Here is a 16375-nt window from a genome sequence, read left to right on the forward strand (position 1 = left end):
ACCCTACGGCCGGGCTGCCGGGCTGCCGGGCCGCCGGGCTGCCGGGCCGCCGGGCTGCCGGGCCGCCCACAGGCCGCGGACGTGGCCCAGGTGGCGGGTCATGACCTCGCGCACGGCCTGCTCGTCGCGGGCCAGCAGGGCGTCGAGGAGCTCCAGGTGCTCCTCGGCGGAGGCCTTCAGGCGCCCCGCCTCCACCAGCGCCGTCAGCCCGTACAGCCGCAAACGGCGCCGCAGGTCCCGTACCACCTCGACGAGATGGCCGTTGCCCGCCAGCGCCAGCAGCCGCAGATGGAAGGCCAGGTCCGCCTCGACGTAGGCGATCAGGTCGCCCTTCACGGCCGAGGTGACGATCTCCAGGGCGACCGGGCGCAACGCCTCCAGGTCACCGGGGTCGGCGGTGGCCGCGAGGGCGACGGTCGTCGGGATCTCGATCAGGGACCGGACCTGCGTGTACTCGTCGAGCTGCTGCTCGGAGACGGCGGTGACCCGGAACCCCTTGTTCGGGACGATCTCGACCATGCCCTCCTTCACCAGTTCCAGCATGGCCTCGCGCACCGGCGTCGCGGAGACGCCCAGGCGGGGAGCGAGCCCCGGCGCCGAGTACACCACGCCGGGGCGCAGCTCACCGGCGATCAGCGCGGCACGCAGGACGTCCACGACCCGCTCCCGGAAGTTCGGCTTCCGGCCGCCGAGCGACGGGATGGCGGGCTTGACGGGCTTGGCGGCGGTGGGCGTGCTGCTGGGCCGGTCGGCCATGGTGGAACTCCTGGAGGGTCGGCACTGGTGGTCGTCGGGGGAATCAGAGTACGAAGCCGGCCGGGAACGGGTCGGCCGGGTCCAGCAGATACTGGGCGGTGCCGGTGATCCAGGCCCGCCCGGTGAAGCTGGGCAGGACCGCGGGGCGCCCCGCGACCTCGGTGGTGCCGAGGAGCCGGCCGGTGAACCGGGTGCCGATGAAGGACTCGTTCACGAACTCGGTGTGCAGGGGGAGTTCGCCGCGGGCGTGCAGCTGGGCCATCCGCGCGCTGGTGCCGGTGCCGCACGGGGAACGGTCGAACCAGCCGGGGTGGATGGCCATCGCGTGCCGGGAACGGCGGGCCGTGGCACCGGGCGCGACCAGCTGGACGTGGTGGCAGCCGCGGATCGACGGGTCCTCGGGGTGGACCGGTTCCGCCTCCGCGTTGATCGCCGCCATGAGGGACAGGCCGGCCCGGAGGATGTCGTCCTTTCGGGTGCGGTCGAAGGGGAGGTCGAACTCGTCCAGGGGGAGGATGGCGTAGAAGTTGCCGCCGTATGCCATGTCATATGTCACTGACCGACCGTCAGCCAGCTCGATCTTCCGGTCCATCGCGACCGAGAACGACGGCACGTTCCGCAGCGTCACGTTCTTCGCCGCGCCGTTCTCCACCGCCACCTCGGCGACGACCGGGCCGGCCGGGGTGTCCAGCCGGATGGTGGTGACCGGCTCCACGACCTCCACCATCCCGGTCTCCACGAGCACCGTCGCCACGCCGATCGTGCCGTGCCCGCACATCGGCAGATAGCCGGAGACCTCGATGTACACCACGCCCCAGTCGCAGTCGGGCCGGGCCGACGGCTGCAGGACCGCCCCGCTCATCGCGGAGTGCCCGCGCGGTTCGTTCATCAGCAACTGCTTGATGTCGTCGCGGTGTTCACGGAAGTACAGCCGCCGCTCGTTCATGGTCGCACCGGGGATGGTGCCGATCCCGCCGGTGATCACGCGGGTGGGCATGCCCTCGGTGTGCGAGTCGACGGCGTGCAGGACGAGTTTGCTGCGCATGACGCTCCTGGAGGGTGGGCGGATCCGGTTACGCCAGTCCGGCCGCGACGGCCTTCTCGGTGGCCGCGCGGACCACGGCCTCCTGCTCGGGCAGCAGCGGCACGCGCGGCGGGCGGCAGGCACCGCCGTACCGGCCGACGATGTCCATGGACAACTTGATGGCCTGCACGAACTCGACCCTGGAGTCCCAGCGCAGCAGCGGATGCAGCTGCGCGTACAACTGCCCGGCGGTGTCGAGGTCTCCGCGCACCGCCGCGCGGTACAGCTCGACCGTCGCGGCCGGCAGCGCGTTGGGGTAACCGGCCACCCAGCCCTTGGCTCCCGCGATCGCCAGCTCCAGCAGCACGTCGTCGGCGCCGATCAACAGGTCCAGCTCGGGGGCGAGTTCGGCCAGCTGGTAGGCGCGCCGGACATCGCCCGAGAACTCCTTCACGGCGTGGACGTACCCCTCGCCGTGCAGTCTGGCGAGGAGTTCCGGGACCAGGTCGACCTTGGTGTCGATGGGGTTGTTGTACGCCACGACCGGCACCCCGGCCTTCGCGACCTCCGCGTAGTGCGCCAGCACCGACCGCTCGTCGGCACGGTAGGCGTTGGGCGGCAGCAGCATCACGGCCGCGCAGCCGGCGTCCCGGGCCTGCTCGGCCCAGCGGCGGGCCTCGGCCGAGCCGTAGGCGGCGACCCCGGGCATGACCCGCGCCCCGCCGACCGCGGCCACGGCGGTCTCGACGACCTTCGCGCGCTCCTCGGGGGTGAGCACCTGGTACTCACCGAGAGAGCCGTTCGGTACGACGCCGTCACAGCCGTTCGCCACCAGCCAGGCGCAGTGCTCGGCGTACCTGCCGTAGTCGACGGAGAGGTCGTCGTTCAGCGGGAGGGCGGTGGCTACGAGGACGCCTCGCCAGGGGTGGGGGTGGGAGTCAGGGGTGGACATCAGGGTTCCTCCGGGGGGTCCGGGTGATCCGGGTGATCGGGATGATCGGGATGGTCCGGGTGGTCCGAGCGGCATGTGACATAGCACTGGTCGCCGTCGCCGTCGCCGTCGCCGTCGCCGTCGCTGCCCGCCCGCGCAAGTACCCCGAGCGGCACCGGCCGGGCGAACGGCTTGCGGGCCGCGGTCTCCGGGCAGCCGGTGAGCCCGGCGACCGCCGGCCCGCACATCCGCCCCTGGCACCAGCCCATGCCGGCCCGCGTGAGCAGTTTGACGGTCCGTACGTCTCCCGCGCCCAGCTCGGTCACGGCCCGCCGGACCGCCCCGCCGGTGACCTCCTCGCAGCGGCAGACGACCGTGTCGTCCGTGACGTGCTCGGTCCAGTGCGCGGGCGGCGCGTAGGCGTTGTCCATCGCGGTGGCGAACCGGCGCAGCCCGGCACGGGCCCGGGCGGCCCCCGCCCAGCCGCGCGGGTCCGGCTCCCGGCCCGACAGCCGTGCGGCGGCCGACCGTCCCGCGATGTGCCCCTCGGCGAGGGCGAGGACCGCGCCGCCGACGCCGGTGGCCTCGCCAGCCGCCCACACTCCCGGTACGTCGGTGCGCTGCTCGTCGTCCACGTGCACCGCGACCTCGTCGATCCGGCAGCCCAGGCTCTCGGCGAGATCGGTGTGCGGGAGCATGCCGTGCCCGACGGCCAGGGTGTCGCAGTCGATGCGCCGCCGGGTGCCCGGCCGTACCCGGCCCGCGGCGTCCAGTGCGGCGACGGTGACGCCTTCGAGCCGCCGGTCGCGCTCGTCGCCGTGCGCCTCGACGACGGTGTGGTGGAGCAGGGTGCGCACCCCGTGCCGCAGCAACCGGGCCGCGTAGTGGGCGCCTTCGGCGAGCTTGTCCGGCCGGGCGGCCAGCGCGGGGGAGCGCCGTACGAAGGCCCGCGGATCCGCGGACTCCACCAGGGCCGCCACCCGGGCGCCCGCCGCCGCGAGCCCGGTCGCGACCGGCAGCAGCAGTGGTCCGGTGCCGGCGACGACCGCCGTACGGCCCGGCAGTACCAGTCCGCCCTTCAGCATGGCCTGGGCGCCGCCGGCCGTGACGACACCGGGGAGCGTCCAGCCGGGGAAGGGCAGCACCTTCTCGTAGCCGCCGGTCGCGAGCAGCACGCCGTCCGCGGGCACCTCGACGGGCCGCTCCTGCTCGGGGCCGAGCAGGGCGTGCACGGTGAAACCGGACCGCCGCCGCGTCACGCACCACACGTGGTGGTCCCGCAGGTGCGTCACCAGCCCTGCCCCGACGAGCCTGTCGAGACCGGCGCGCAGCCGCTCCCAGCCGCGCCGGTGGTGGTGCAGCGCCTGCGGGCGGCGGGCGCTGAGCCCGGCGGCGGGCTGCCGGTAGAACTGGCCGCCCGCCTCGGGTCCCGCGTCGACCAGGGTGACCCGCAGGCCGTGCCGGGCGGCGGCCAGGGCGGCGGCGAGGCCTGCGGGGCCCGCACCGATCACGGCGAGCCGGGGTGCCGGCCCCTGCCGGCGCGCGTCAGTCATCGTGACCCGTCCCCTCCTGGGTGCGGATCTCGTCGCCCGGGCGCACGGGTACCAGGCAAGCCCGTTGGTTGGGGCGGTCGTTGACGGTGACCAGGCAGTCGAAGCAGATGCCGATCCCGCAGAAGACCCCGCGCGGACGTCCCTCGCCGCGGGTGGTCCGCCAGGACGTGACACCGGACGCCCAGAGCGCGGCGGCGACCGTCTGACCGGGCAGCGCCACGATCCGGCGCCCGTCGAAGGTGACCGTGAAGGCGGGGCCCGGCCGGGCCTGCACCAACTCCAGGGGATTCACACGCTCTCCTCGCCGAAACGCTCGGGACGGAACGGGGCCAGGTCCAGCTCGGGGGTCTTGCCGCTCAGCACCTGGGCGATCAACTGCCCGGTACCGGTGGCGAGTCCGATGCCCGCGCCCTCGTGTCCGCAGGCGTGGAAGAGGCCGGGCGCCCGGGGGTCGGGGCCGATGGCGGGGAGGTGGTCGGGCAGGTAGGGGCGGAAACCCAGGTAGGTGCGCATCGCCCGGACCCCGGACAGGAAGGGGAACAGCCGGATGGCGCCCGCCGCCAGTGCCCGTACGGCCGGCAGCGAGAACGACCGGTCGAAGCCGACGCGTTCCCGGCTCGCGCCGATCAGGACCGGCCCGGCCGCCGTGCCCTCCACGACCGGCGAGGTCTGCAGGGCGGCCGAGTCGCTGGCCACGTCGGCCACGTAGTCGGCGGCGTACACCTTGTGCCGTACCCGGCGCGGCAGCGGCTCGGTGACCAGGACGAAGCCGCGCCGGGGCAGGACGGGCAGGTGCACCCCCGCGAGCGCGGCCACCTCGCCGCCCCAGGTCCCGGCCGCGTTCACCACGGCCGGGGCGTGGATGTCGCCGCGGTCGGTACGGACGCCGCGTACGGCACCGTCGGCGCCGCGCAGCACCTCCGTCACGGTACGGCCGGTCGACAGGCGGGCGCCGGAGGTCCGTAGGAGGTGTGCGGCGGCCAGCGTGGGCATCACCTGGGCGTCCTGGGGGTAGTGCACTCCGCCCGCCAGACCGGGTGCCAAGTACGGCTCCAGTTCGTGGAGTTGATCGGCGCCGACGTTCTCCGCCGCCACCCCGGCGGCCCGTTGCCCGGCCGCGAACCTCTCCAGGGCGGCCAGCCCTTCGGGTTCGGCGGCGACGACCACCCCGCCCTTCGGCTCGTACTCGATCCGGTCACCCAGCTCCCCGGCCAGGGCGCTCCACAACCGGCCGGACAGCAGGGCGAGTTCGAGTTCGGGTCCCGGCTCCTTGTCGGAGACGAGCAGGTTGCCCTCGCCGGCCCCGGTCGTGCCGCCGGCCACCGGGCCGCGGTCCACCACGATCACGTCCAGACCCGCCCGCGACGCGTACAGGGCGCAGGCGGCGCCTGCCATGCCTGCCCCGATCACTACGACGTCGCAGGTCAGTCGCATGCTCACGGCAGTAATATGTCACATGGCACAGAGCCCGGGAAGACCACCGGCATCGAATGGCGCCCCCGAGCCGCCAGGAAGACGATGGAATGGTGAACGGGAGTTCGAAGGGAGGACCCCCTCATGCTGGAGATCAAGACGGTCGACAAGCCGGACGAGCGGCGTGACTTCCCCCGTGGCCACCTGGAGGCCGTGCACCTGACCGGCCTCGACTTCGCCGTCGGCACCTTCGAGCCGGGCTGGCGCTGGTCGGAGTCGGTGGCGCCGATCGCGGGCACCGGGAGCTGCATGGTCCACCACAACGGTTATGTGGTGCAGGGCAGGATGCACCTGGTCATGGACGACGGCGGTGAGGGCGAGATCGGTCCCGGGGACGTCTTCGTCCTTCCGCCGGGACACGACGCCTGGGTCGTGGGGGACGAGCAGTGCATCGTCCACGACTTCGCCGGCGGCATGGCAACGGGTTACGCGAAGGCCGAGGGGAGCTGAGGGCGGCTGACGGGTGCCGTCACCTCGCGTGGGTGACGGCACCCGGTGCGTCACACCGGCAGCAGCCGTCCGATCAGCCCGCCGAGCTGGCGGGCGGTGCGGCACTCGTGCATCTCCACCAGTTCCGCGTAGTCGGGCGCGGCCGAGTCGCCGGTGCCCCACAGGGAGTGCGGCTCGGGGTTCAGCCAGTAGAAGCGGCGCGCCTGTCCGGCGATCCGGCGGACGGCGGCGAGGTTCGGGTCGAGGTTGTTGGTCCGGGCGTCGCCGAGCACGAACACCGTGGTGCGCGGGCCCACCGCGGCGCCGTACCGCTCCGCGAACTCGCCGAGCGCGTGGCCGTAGTCGCTGCTGCCGTGCCAGCCGGTGAGCGTCGCCTCGGCGCGGATCCGGGCGCCCAGCCCCTCGGGATCGGCGCGGCCGTGCTCCAGGAGGCCGGTCACCTCGTCGATCCGGTTGACGAAGGCGAACACCCGGACCTTGCTGAACTGGTCGTGCAGCGCCTGCACCAGCAGCATCGTGAAGTCGGAGAACCCGGAGACCGAGCCCGAGACGTCACACAGCAGCACCAGCTCGGGACGGACCGGCCGGCGCCGGCGCAGCACCGGCCGCATCGGCACCCCGCCCGTCGACAGCGAGCCGCGCAGGGTGCGCCGCAGGTCGATGGTGCCGCGCGCGGCCCGGCGGCGGCGCGCGGCCAGCCGGGTGGCCAGCTTCCGGGCCAGTGGCTGTACGGTCCGGCGCAGCTCGGTGAGCTGGTCCCGTCCGGCGGACAGGAAGTCCACCCGGTCGGCGCTCGGCGCCACCGCCCGCCGGGCGATCTGGTCGCGCCCGCGCCGCTCGGCCACCCGGCGCCGGGCCTCCGCCGCGACCATGCCCCGGAAGTCCTCGATCCGCTGCCGGATCTCGTCGTCGAGCAGCCGGTCCGCGAACCCCGTGCCGCCGCCCCGCGCCCGGACGTCCGCCCGCACCCGCGCGAGCAGCGTCTGCGGCCGCAGCCGGTCCAGGGTCTGGTACGACGACCAGCCGTCCGAGCCCGGCGAACTCCCGTATCCGCCCAGGCCGTCCACGGCCTCGGCCGCCAACTGCCGCAGCAGCGCGGTGTCGTCGTCCGCCAGCGCGGCCGCGAGCCGCACCCGCAGCTCCTCCCGGTCGGTGGACCCGCCGCCGGGCAGGCCGCCGGGCCCGCCCACGCCGCGCGGGAAGTAGAGGTCGAAGACCTGGTCGAACACGGTCCGTTGACCGGTGCCGTGCAGCAGGGTCGCGGCCAGCCCCTCGCGCAGCAGCTCGCGGTCCGCCAGGCCCAGTGCCGCCACCGCCCGGCCCGCGTCCACGGTCTCCCCGGTGCCGACCCGCACCCCGTGCGCCCGCAGCGCGCCGACCAGACCGGTCAGCCGGTCCGCGAGGTCGGCCGGAGCGTCGCCCGGTGCCTCGGCCGGAGCGTCGGCCGGCGTGCTCACAGCGCGTCCAGGTCCAGCTTGGCGGCCGCCTTCTGGATGTCGTCCTGGTGCTTGAGGATCACGCCCAGGGAGTCCCGTACGACCTGCTCGTCCAGGGTGTCGGCGCCCAGGGCCAGCAGGGTGCGCGCCCAGTCGATGGTCTCCGCCACCGAGGGGACCTTGCGCAGGTCCATCGCCCGCAGCGCGCCGACCACCCGGACGACGGACTCGGTGAGCGCCTCGGTGAGCTCCGGCACCTTCAGCCGTACGATCCGGCGCTCCAGCTCCTCCTCCGGGAAGCCGATGTGCAGGAACAGGCAGCGGCGGCGCAGCGCCTCGGACAGCTCGCGGCTGGCGTTGGAGGTGAGCACGACGAAGGGGCGGCGGGTCGCGGTGACCGTGCCCAGCTCGGGGACCGTCACCTGGAAGTCGCTGAGCACCTCCAGGAGCAGGCCCTCCACCTCGACGTCGGCCTTGTCGGTCTCGTCGATCAGCAGCACCTTGGGGTCGTCGCCCCGGATCGCGGTGAGCAGCGGGCGGGGGAGCAGGAACTCCTCGCTGAAGATGTCGGTGCGGGCCTCGTCCCAGGTCTCGTCGCGGCCGGCGCTGATCCGCAGCAGTTGCTTGGCGTGGTTCCACTCGTACAGCGCCCGGGACTCGTCCACGCCCTCGTAGCACTGCAGCCGTACCAGCCGGGCCCCGGCCACCGCGGCCACGGCCTTCGCCAGCTCGGTCTTGCCGACCCCGGCGGGGCCCTCGACGAGGAGCGGCTTGCCGAGCCGGTCGGCCAGGAAGACGGTGGTGGCGACGGCGGGGGAGGCGAGGTAGCCGGTCTCCGCGAGGCGCGCGGAGACGTCGTCGACGGAAGTGAACAACGGGGCCTCCGGCTGATGAGGGTTCGTGGAACGCGCGCACGCGGGACGCACACGGGAACAGGTCCGAGTTCCTATCTAAGCGCTTGTTCACCTCGCCTGCCACCCTGTATACCGATCGGTTTCCTCACAGTCTCCCGCGCGGTAACCTCGGCGGTATGGCCACCACAGACAAGGCGTCCCCCCGCGACCGCCTGCTCGACGCCGCCGCCGAGCTCTTCTACCGCGACGGCGTCTCCATCGGCGTCGAGGCGCTGTGCAAGTCCGCGGGGGTCTCGAAACGGTCGATGTACCAGCTCTTCGACAGCAAGGACGAGGTGCTGGCCGCCAGCCTGGAGCGGCGCAGGCCCTGGTACGAGACCCAGCTCAGGTCCCCGGACGCCGAGACGGCCACCCCTCGCGAGCGGATCGGGTACGTGTTCCGGCGGGTGGAGGAGAACGCGGCGGCCCCCGGCTACTGCGGCTGCCCGTACCTCGCCGTCCTGGTCGAACTGAAGGACGGCGAGCATCCCGCGAGCGTGGTGGCCCGAGCCGCCAAGGAGCTGCTGCAGGGCTACTTCGAGGACCAGGCCGAACAGGGTGGTGCCGCGGATCCGGCCCTGCTCGCCCGGCAGCTCATGCTGATCTTCGACGGGGCCAGCGCCCGGGCCGGCACCCACATCGAGCACCTCGACGACGGGCTGGTCACCCGGACGGTGACCACCCTGCTGGACGCGGCCGGCCTGAAGTAGCCGCCCGGACGGATCACCACAACGCGCCGGGCCCCTCGCCCTCCCGATGCAATGGAGGCGTGACCGCGCCTCCGGACGACTGCCTCGCGCGCAACGAGTGGATCTGCGGCGCCTACCTGACCAGCCGCTGCCAGATCCTCCTCGACGCGGTCGGCCAGCACCTGCGGCTCACCGCGGTCTCGGTGCTCGTCGGGCTCGTCGTCGCCGTGCCGCTGGCCGTGCTGGCGCGCCGCCGGCGCTGGTCGGCCGGACCCGTCCTCGGCATCACGACCGTCCTCTACACCATCCCCTCGCTGGCGATGTTCTCCCTGCTGCTGCCCCTGTACGGCCTCTCGGCCACCCTCGTCGTCGCCGGCCTGGTGCTGTACTCGCTCACCCTGCTCGTCCGCAACATCCTCGCGGGCCTGCGCGCCGTCCCCGAGGAGACCCGGCAGGCCGCCCGCGGCCTGGGCTACGGCCCGATCCGCCTCCTGCTCACCGTCGAACTGCCGCTCGCCCTGCCCGCCGCGATGGCCGGCCTGCGCATCGCCACCGTCTCCGCGGTCTCCCTGGTCACCGTCGGCGCGATCGTCGGCTTCGGCGGACTCGGCAACCTGATCTACGCCGGCATGAACACCTACTTCAAGGCCCAGGTGCTCACCGCCTCCGTGCTCTGCGTGCTGATCGCCGTCGCCGCGGACCTGCTGCTGCTCGGGGTGCAGCGGCTGCTCACCCCGTGGACGCGGGCGGCCCGCGGGTGACGACGCTCACCGACGCCTGGGCCTGGCTCACCGACCCCGCGCACTGGGCCGGCGACGACGGCATCGGGCACCGGCTGCTCCAGCACCTCGTCCTCACCGTGGTCTGCCTCGTCGTCAGCTGCCTGATCGCGCTCCCGGTCGCGCTGGTCCTCGGCCACCTAGGCAAGGGCGGCGCACTCGCCGTGAACATCTCCAACGTCGGCCGGGCCGTTCCCACCTTCGCCGTCCTCGTGCTCCTCCTCCTCACCCCGGTCGGCAGGTGGGGCGAGGGCCCCACCGTCGTCGCCCTGGTGCTGTTCGCCGTACCGCCCCTGCTCACCAACGCCTACGTCGGCATGCGCGAGGTCGACCGGAGCACCGTGCAGGCCGCGCGGGGGATGGGGATGACCGGGCGGCAGATGCTGTTTCACGTGGAACTGCCCCTTTCGCTCCCGATGGTCCTCACCGGGGTGCGGATCGCCGCCGTCCAGCTCGTCGCCACCGCCACCATCGCCGCGCTCGCCGGCGGCGGCGGACTCGGCCGGATCATCACCGCGGGGTTCAACCTGGCCAGCACGCCCATGGTGGTGGCCGGAGCGATCCTGGTAGCCGCGTTCGCGCTGCTCGTCGAGGGTGCCTTCGCACTCGCCGAACGGCTCGCGCCGGTCTGGCTGCGGGGCCCGCGATGAGAGTCCGTACGGTGGCCGGCGCCCTGCTCCTCACCCTCACCGCCTGCACCACCGGCCCCTCCCTGGAGAACCGCGGCGCGGTCACCGCACCCCCGGGCGACAGCAGGCACCTGACCATCGGCTCCGCCGGCTTCACCGAGAGCGACCTGCTCGCCCAGATGTACGCCCAGCTCCTGAACCAGGCCGGGTACAAGACCTCCCTGATCACCGTCGCCAACCGCGAACTCTACGAACCCGCCCTGGAGTCCGGGCAGATCGACGTCGTCCCGGAATACGCGGCCACCTTCGCCGACTGGCTCAACGCCAAGACCAACGGCCCCGACGCGCCCCCCGTGGGCTCGCCCGACCTCACCACCACGATGACGGCACTGCGCCGCCTCGCCACCCCGCGTGGCCTCACCGTCCTCGACCCGGGCCGGGCGGTGGACCAGAACGCCTTCGCGGTCACCGCCGCCTACGCCAAGCAGCACCACCTGAAGACACTCAGCGACCTCGGTGCCTCGGGCCTGAAGGTACGGCTCGCGGCGGGCGACGAATGCGTGCAACGGCCGTACTGCGAGCCGGGGCTGAAGAAGGTCTACGGCATCGACATCACCGGCATCGATCCCAAGGGCGTCGGCACCACCCAGGCCAAGCGGGCCGTGCAGAGCGGGCAGGACCAGATGGTGCTGACCACGACCACCGACGCGACGCTCGGCCAGTTCGGGCTGGTCATCCTCGCCGACGACAGGCATCTGCAGAACGCCGACTACGTCGTCCCGGTCGTCAACCGCGCCCGGGCCGGCAGCGAGCGGGTCACCAAGGCGCTCGGCAAGCTCAACGACGTGCTGACGACGGCCGACCTGGCCGCGATGAACCAGCAGGTCGACAGCTGGCGGCGGCTGGCCCAGGACGTGGCCCGGACCTGGCTGCGGGACAAGGGCCTGCTGAAGTGACGCCCGGTGGCGTGACGGCCGGTGATGCGACGGCCGGTGACGTGAGGTCCGGGCCCGTTGTCAGTGGCGGGCGGTACGTTCGGGGCATGGGGATCTATCTGGTGAGTGTCGGTGCGCAGGAGTGGCTCGACGGGGACGAGGACGAGGGCGGCAAGGGCGCCCTCGCCGCCGCCCTGGACGAGGAGCTGCGGCGGCGCGGGCTGGCGCCGTACGAGTCGGTGCCCGAGGCGGCCGCCTTCGTGCGCGGCTCGGGGCTGTCGTTCGAGGAGAAGCTGGTGCCGCCCATGGACGGGTTCGGCGCACTGTGCCGGGAGCACCTGTCGCCGGGGGAGGGGGAGCTGCTGCTGGGCTGGTCGGTGCTGGTGCCCTTCTCGCTCGACCACGCGATCCGGCTGCCCGTCGAGTCCGCCTACACCGACGAGACGGTGGTCGTCGGCGCGCCCGAGGTGCTCGCCCTCGTACAGCGGCTGGCGGCGGTGATCGGGCTCCCTGTCGAGGCCATACCGGAGGCCTGCGACAACCTCGATCTGACCATGTGGTTCCTGGAGGGTGCGGCGAAGGAGACCGCGGAGTCCCGCCCCGGCCCGTGGAGCGAGAACCTCGACACCGCCTTCTACGTCGCGCTGTACCTGCGGGCCGCCCAGCACTCGCTGCGCCGTGGCTGCCCGATGACGTACTGCTGACGACCGCCCTGCCGTCAGGCGTCGGAGACCGAGTCGAACGGCACCTGGCCACGCGGGACGCCGCGCGCCTCGGCGTCCACCGAGCGGCGCAGCGCCTCGTGCAGCCTGGCGGGGGTGAGTACGCCGAGGAAGCGGGAGCCGTCCAGCACCGCGACCCACCCGGCGTCGTACTGGAGCATCACACCGAACGCCTGCTTCAGCGGGGCGCCCACCGGCACCCACGCGGTCATCCGGTGGGCGAGGCCGTCGATCGTGCCGCCCGCCGCCAGCTCGTCCCGGCCCACCCAGCCGTGCAGTTCGCCGTGCGTGTCCAGGACCACCGCCCACCGGGCGCCCTCCGCCCGCAACCGTGCGGCGGCGCTCTCGGCGGACTCGCCCAGGCGGGCGACCGGCGGCTGTTCCAGGTCGTCCGGTTCGATGTCGGTCACCGACAGCCGCTTCAGCCCGCGGTCCGCGCCCACGAACCCGGCCACGTACGGCGTGGCCGGCCTGCCCAGCACCGTACCCGGGGTGTCGAACTGCTCGATCCGCCCCTGCCCGTACACCGCGATCCGGTCGCCGAGCCGCACCGCCTCCTCGATGTCGTGCGTGACCAGCAGCACGGTCTTGCGCACGGCGGCCTGCATCCGGAGGAACTCGTCCTGCAACTGCTCCCGCACCACCGGGTCGACCGCGCCGAACGGCTCGTCCATCAGCAGCACCGGCGGATCGGCGGCGAGCGCCCGGGCCACGCCGACGCGCTGCCGCTGGCCGCCGGAGAGCTGGTCCGGGTAGCGCGGCCCGTACGTCTTCGGGTCCAGGCCCACGAGGTCGAGCAGTTCGGCGGCGCGGGCCCGCGCCCTGGCCCGTTTCCAGCCGAGCAGGGCCGGGACGGTCGCGGTGTTGTCCAGGACCGTGCGGTGCGGGAACAGGCCCACCTGCTGGATGACATAGCCGATCCGGCGCCGCAGCCGCACCGGGTCGACCCCCGCGACGTCCTCGCCGTCGACGAGGATCCGGCCCGAGGTCGGTTCGATGAGCCGGTTGACCATCATCATCGTCGTGGTCTTGCCGCAGCCGGAGGGGCCGACGAGCGTGACGAGTTCGCCCTCGGCCACCTCGAAGGAGAGGCCGTCCACCGCGGTCGTCCCGTCCGCGTACCGCTTGGTGACCTGCTCGAACCGGATCATTCCCTCACGTTAGCCGCGAGTGTCACCGGCTGCCTGCCCGTCGGAACCGGCGACCGGCCGGTCGCCGGCGACGAGCACCACCTCCAGGGTGCGTGGACCGTGTACCCCCTCGACCCGGTCCAGCTCGATGTCGCTGGTGGCCGAGGGGCCGGAGATCCAGGTCAACGGGCGGGCCGGGTCGAGTCGTTCGAGGGCCTGGGGCACGGAGGAGACGACCTGGTCGGGGACCTGTACGACACAGATGTGGTGGTCGGGGACGAGGGTGAGCCGGCGGCGGCCCTGATCGGGGCCGCCGTCCAGCACGATCGTCCCGGTCTCGGCGATCGCCACCGCACAGCCGGTGACCACGCTGGCGACCTGGTCGAGTTCGTGCGGGGTGCTCTCGGCGCTGTCGGCGACCTGCTCGGCCTCGGTCGCCGCCAGCCACTCCGGAGGAAGCCCCGTGGGCACGGCCACTGTCCCCGAACCGTGCTCGGCGATCAACCGCCCGATCACGGCGGCCAGTTCGTCCTGCGTGCAGCGGTGTACGAGGGCCCGGTAGTCCGCCAGGTTCTCGGCCAGCAGGTCGACCGTCTCGGCGATGCTCCGTGCGCCGTGCTCGCGCAGGTACGTCCGCTCGACGGGCCCGTCCTCGTCCTGTGCCTCGGCAAGGGCGCGCCGTACCCGGCCCAGGATCCGCTCCCTGCTGCTCACTTGGCTCCGTCCTTTCCGCCGCCGGTCCGCTGCCACCAGTCCCTGAACGGCTCCGCCGGTACGGCGGGCAGGTCCCGGGTCCCGCTCCATGCCCGGCCGGGGCCCGGCAGGGTACGGGGATGCAGGCGGCGGGTGCGGGAGGCGAGCCGCTGGCCGGTGCGCAGAGCGGCCGGGTGGGAGAGGGCCCAGCGGGCCGCGCGCATCGCCGCCCGCTCGGCCGCGTGCCCCTTGGCCGGCTTGAGCAGCACCTTGTTGCCGTTGCGGACCGCCTCGCCGCCCTCGACGACCCGCTCGCGCAGGTGCACCAGCACCTCGGGGATGTCGATGGCGACCGGGCAGACCTCGTAGCAGGCCCCGCACAGCGACGAGGCGTACGGCAGGGAGGCGTCGATCTCGCTCGCGGTGCCCCGCAGCTGGGGGCTGAGGATGGCGCCGATCGGGCCCGGGTAGACCGAGCCGTAGGCGTGGCCGCCCGCCCGCTCGTAGACCGGGCAGACGTTGAGGCAGGCCGAGCAGCGGATGCAGCGCAGGGCCTGGCGGCCGACCACGTCGGCGAGGGTGTCGGTGCGGCCGTTGTCCAGGAGCACCAGGTGGAAGTTCTGCGGTCCGTCGCCGTCGGTGGTGCCGGTCCAGGTCGAGGTGTACGGGTTCATCCGCTCGGCGGTGGAGGAGCGGGGGAGGGTCTGCAGGAAGACCTCCAGGTCCTGCCAGGTCGGCACGATCTTCTCGATGCCGACGACCGAGATCAGCGTCTCGGGGAGGGTGAGGCACATCCGTCCGTTGCCCTCGGACTCGACGACGACCAGGGTGCCGGTCTCGGCGACCATGAAGTTGGCGCCGGAGATGCCGACCTTCGCGCGCAGGAACTTCTCGCGCAGGTGGAGCCGGGCCGCCTCGGCGAGTTCGGCCGGGGTGTCGGTGAGGCCCTCGGGCGCCGGGCGCCCCCACTCGCCCATCTCCCTGCGGAAGATGTCCCTGATCTCGCCCCGGTTGCGGTGGATGGCGGGCACCAGGATGTGCGAGGGCCGGTCGTGGCCCAGCTGCACGATCAGCTCGGCGAGATCGGTCTCGTAGGCCCGGATGCCCGCGGCCTGAAGCGCCTCGTTCAGCCCGATCTCCTGCGTGGCCATCGACTTGACCTTGACGACCTCCGACTCGCCGGTCTCCTTGACCAGTCCGGTGACGATCCGGTTCGCCTCGTCGGCGTCGGCGGCCCAGTGGACCGTACCGCCCGCCGCCGTCACCGCCTCCTCCAACTGGACCAGGTAGCGGCCGAGATGACGGAGCGTGTGGTCCTTGATCTGCTTGCCCGCCTCGCGCAGCGCGGCCCAGTCGGACACCTCGGCGACCGCCTTGGCCCGCTTGGCACGGATGGTGTGCGTGGCATGGCGCAGGTTCCCGCGCAGGGTGGGGTTGTTGACGGCCTCGTGCGCGGCCTTCGGGAAGGCCGGGTGGGTGGGCGGGGGAAACCCGGGCATCCCCAGATACGTCCCGCTCATGCGGCCGGGTCCTCCTCGGTGCTCGCCAGGATCTCCGCGATGTGCACCGGCCGCAGCCCGCTGCCGAGCCGGGTCATGGTGCCGCCGATGTGCATCAGGCAGGAGTTGTCGGCCGCGCACAGCACCTGAGCGCCGGTCGACTCGGCGTTGCGCACCTTGTCGGTGCCCATCGCCGCCGAGACGTCGGCGTTCTTCACCGCGAACGTGCCGCCGAACCCGCAACACTCCTCCGCGCCCGGCAGCTCCACCAGCTCCAGGCCCCTGACGGCCTGGAGGAGGCGGCGGGGGCGGTCGGCGAGCCCCAGACTCCGCAGCCCGTGGCAGGTCGGGTGGTATGTGACATAGTGCGGATAATATGCCCCGACGTCCGTCACCCCCAGGACGTCCACCAGAAACTCCGTCAGCTCGTACGTCTTCGGCACCACCGGCGCCAGCGCCGCCGCCAGAGCGCCCCCGCGTCCCTCCGCCCGGGCCCGCTCGCCCATCCGCGGATAGAGCTCCCGGACCATCGCCCCGCACGACCCGGACGGGGTCACGATCGCCTCGTACTCGCCGAATACATCGGAGAAATGCCGGGCCAGCGGCTCTGCCTCATGGCGGTAGCCGGTGTTGTAGTGGGCCTGCCCGCAGCAGGTCTGCGCCATCGGGAAATCGACCTCGACGCCCAGCCTGGTCAGGAGTTTCACCACGGCGCGGCCGGTTTCCGGATAGAGCGTGTCGTTGACGCAGGTCAGGAAGAGAGCGACACGCATCGCGGCTCCT

General features: G+C 73.1%; 18 protein-coding genes. 6 read left to right on the forward strand and 12 right to left on the reverse strand.

What is annotated here, in order from left to right; genetic code table 11:
* Positions 1-3 precede the first annotated feature (3 nt).
* The 6 genes from ACFZB3_RS05025 to ACFZB3_RS05050 are packed head-to-tail and all read right to left on the reverse strand — an operon-like array spanning position 4 to position 5704.
* Complete coding sequence (locus ACFZB3_RS05025) at positions 4-756, reverse strand: FCD domain-containing protein (RefSeq protein ID WP_391369883.1); 753 nt, start codon at positions 754-756, stop codon at positions 4-6.
* A 43-nt stretch (positions 757-799) separates the two neighbouring features.
* A complete protein-coding gene (locus tag ACFZB3_RS05030; protein WP_391369885.1) occupies positions 800-1801 on the reverse strand; it encodes a proline racemase family protein in 1002 nt (333 codons plus the stop codon).
* Positions 1802-1829: 28 nt separating this feature from the next.
* Positions 1830-2732: a dihydrodipicolinate synthase family protein gene (locus tag ACFZB3_RS05035; protein WP_391369888.1), complete on the reverse strand. Its 903-nt coding sequence runs from the start codon at positions 2730-2732 to the stop codon at positions 1830-1832.
* Positions 2732-4264 (reverse strand): FAD-dependent oxidoreductase, encoded by a 1533-nt coding sequence (locus ACFZB3_RS05040; protein WP_391369890.1) that lies wholly within the window; start codon positions 4262-4264, stop codon positions 2732-2734. Before ACFZB3_RS05040 ends, ACFZB3_RS05035 begins: the two co-directional genes overlap by 1 nt.
* Positions 4257-4556 (reverse strand): 2Fe-2S iron-sulfur cluster-binding protein, encoded by a 300-nt coding sequence (locus tag ACFZB3_RS05045; RefSeq protein WP_391369893.1) that lies wholly within the window; start codon positions 4554-4556, stop codon positions 4257-4259. The genes ACFZB3_RS05040 and ACFZB3_RS05045 overlap by 8 nt, the downstream gene beginning before the upstream one ends.
* Entirely contained in the window at positions 4553-5704 is a 1152-nt protein-coding gene (locus tag ACFZB3_RS05050; protein ID WP_391369896.1) for an FAD-dependent oxidoreductase, read from the reverse strand. The genes ACFZB3_RS05045 and ACFZB3_RS05050 overlap by 4 nt, the downstream gene beginning before the upstream one ends.
* Positions 5705-5821: 117 nt before the next feature.
* Between ACFZB3_RS05050 and ACFZB3_RS05055 the strand changes: the two genes are divergently transcribed.
* Positions 5822-6187: a cupin domain-containing protein gene (locus tag ACFZB3_RS05055; protein ID WP_391369899.1), complete on the forward strand. Its 366-nt coding sequence runs from the start codon at positions 5822-5824 to the stop codon at positions 6185-6187.
* A gap of 50 nt (positions 6188-6237) precedes the next feature.
* Here ACFZB3_RS05055 and ACFZB3_RS05060 read toward each other — a convergent pair whose 3' ends face one another.
* The gene (locus ACFZB3_RS05060) at positions 6238-7644 is read right to left on the reverse strand and encodes a VWA domain-containing protein (protein WP_391369902.1); all 1407 of its coding nucleotides are present in this window, start codon (positions 7642-7644) and stop codon (positions 6238-6240) included.
* Positions 7641-8498, reverse strand: a complete 858-nt coding sequence (locus ACFZB3_RS05065) for a MoxR family ATPase (RefSeq protein WP_361304745.1) — start codon at positions 8496-8498, stop codon at positions 7641-7643. Before ACFZB3_RS05065 ends, ACFZB3_RS05060 begins: the two co-directional genes overlap by 4 nt.
* Before the next feature lie 155 nt (positions 8499-8653).
* On the opposite strand from ACFZB3_RS05065, the gene ACFZB3_RS05070 reads away from it, so the two are divergent.
* The 5 genes from ACFZB3_RS05070 to ACFZB3_RS05090 all read left to right on the forward strand — a co-directional run bounded on the left by ACFZB3_RS05070 (position 8654) and on the right by ACFZB3_RS05090 (position 12252).
* On the forward strand, positions 8654-9226 hold the full coding sequence (locus ACFZB3_RS05070; protein ID WP_391369906.1) for a TetR family transcriptional regulator: 573 nt from the start codon (positions 8654-8656) through the stop codon (positions 9224-9226).
* Positions 9227-9285: 59 nt separating this feature from the next.
* Positions 9286-9966 carry an ABC transporter permease subunit gene (locus ACFZB3_RS05075; protein WP_391369908.1) on the forward strand — a complete coding sequence of 227 codons (681 nt, stop codon included), beginning with the start codon at positions 9286-9288 and terminating at the stop codon, positions 9964-9966.
* Positions 9963-10634, forward strand: coding sequence for an ABC transporter permease subunit (locus ACFZB3_RS05080; RefSeq protein WP_391369911.1), 672 nt, complete (start codon positions 9963-9965; stop codon positions 10632-10634). The genes ACFZB3_RS05075 and ACFZB3_RS05080 overlap by 4 nt, the downstream gene beginning before the upstream one ends.
* Positions 10631-11569, forward strand: a complete 939-nt coding sequence (locus ACFZB3_RS05085) for a glycine betaine ABC transporter substrate-binding protein (protein ID WP_391369914.1) — start codon at positions 10631-10633, stop codon at positions 11567-11569. Before ACFZB3_RS05080 ends, ACFZB3_RS05085 begins: the two co-directional genes overlap by 4 nt.
* Before the next feature lie 86 nt (positions 11570-11655).
* Positions 11656-12252 carry a hypothetical protein gene (locus tag ACFZB3_RS05090; RefSeq protein ID WP_391369917.1) on the forward strand — a complete coding sequence of 199 codons (597 nt, stop codon included), beginning with the start codon at positions 11656-11658 and terminating at the stop codon, positions 12250-12252.
* Between the two features lie 14 nt (positions 12253-12266).
* Here ACFZB3_RS05090 and ACFZB3_RS05095 read toward each other — a convergent pair whose 3' ends face one another.
* Genes ACFZB3_RS05095 through ACFZB3_RS05110 form a run of 4 tightly spaced genes read right to left on the reverse strand, consistent with a single transcriptional unit; the run spans position 12267 to position 16365 of the window.
* Complete coding sequence (locus ACFZB3_RS05095; protein WP_391369920.1) at positions 12267-13421, reverse strand: ATP-binding cassette domain-containing protein; 1155 nt, start codon at positions 13419-13421, stop codon at positions 12267-12269.
* Between the two features lie 9 nt (positions 13422-13430).
* A complete protein-coding gene (locus ACFZB3_RS05100; RefSeq protein WP_391369923.1) occupies positions 13431-14114 on the reverse strand; it encodes an LUD domain-containing protein in 684 nt (227 codons plus the stop codon).
* Positions 14111-15613, reverse strand: a complete 1503-nt coding sequence (locus ACFZB3_RS05105) for a LutB/LldF family L-lactate oxidation iron-sulfur protein (RefSeq protein WP_391369926.1) — start codon at positions 15611-15613, stop codon at positions 14111-14113. Before ACFZB3_RS05105 ends, ACFZB3_RS05100 begins: the two co-directional genes overlap by 4 nt.
* Positions 15610-16365 (reverse strand): heterodisulfide reductase-related iron-sulfur binding cluster, encoded by a 756-nt coding sequence (locus ACFZB3_RS05110; RefSeq protein WP_391369929.1) that lies wholly within the window; start codon positions 16363-16365, stop codon positions 15610-15612. The genes ACFZB3_RS05105 and ACFZB3_RS05110 overlap by 4 nt, the downstream gene beginning before the upstream one ends.
* Positions 16366-16375 lie beyond the last annotated feature (10 nt).

The organism is Streptomyces sp. NPDC008092, assembly GCF_042957285.1.
Taxonomy (GTDB): domain Bacteria; phylum Actinomycetota; class Actinomycetes; order Streptomycetales; family Streptomycetaceae; genus Streptomyces.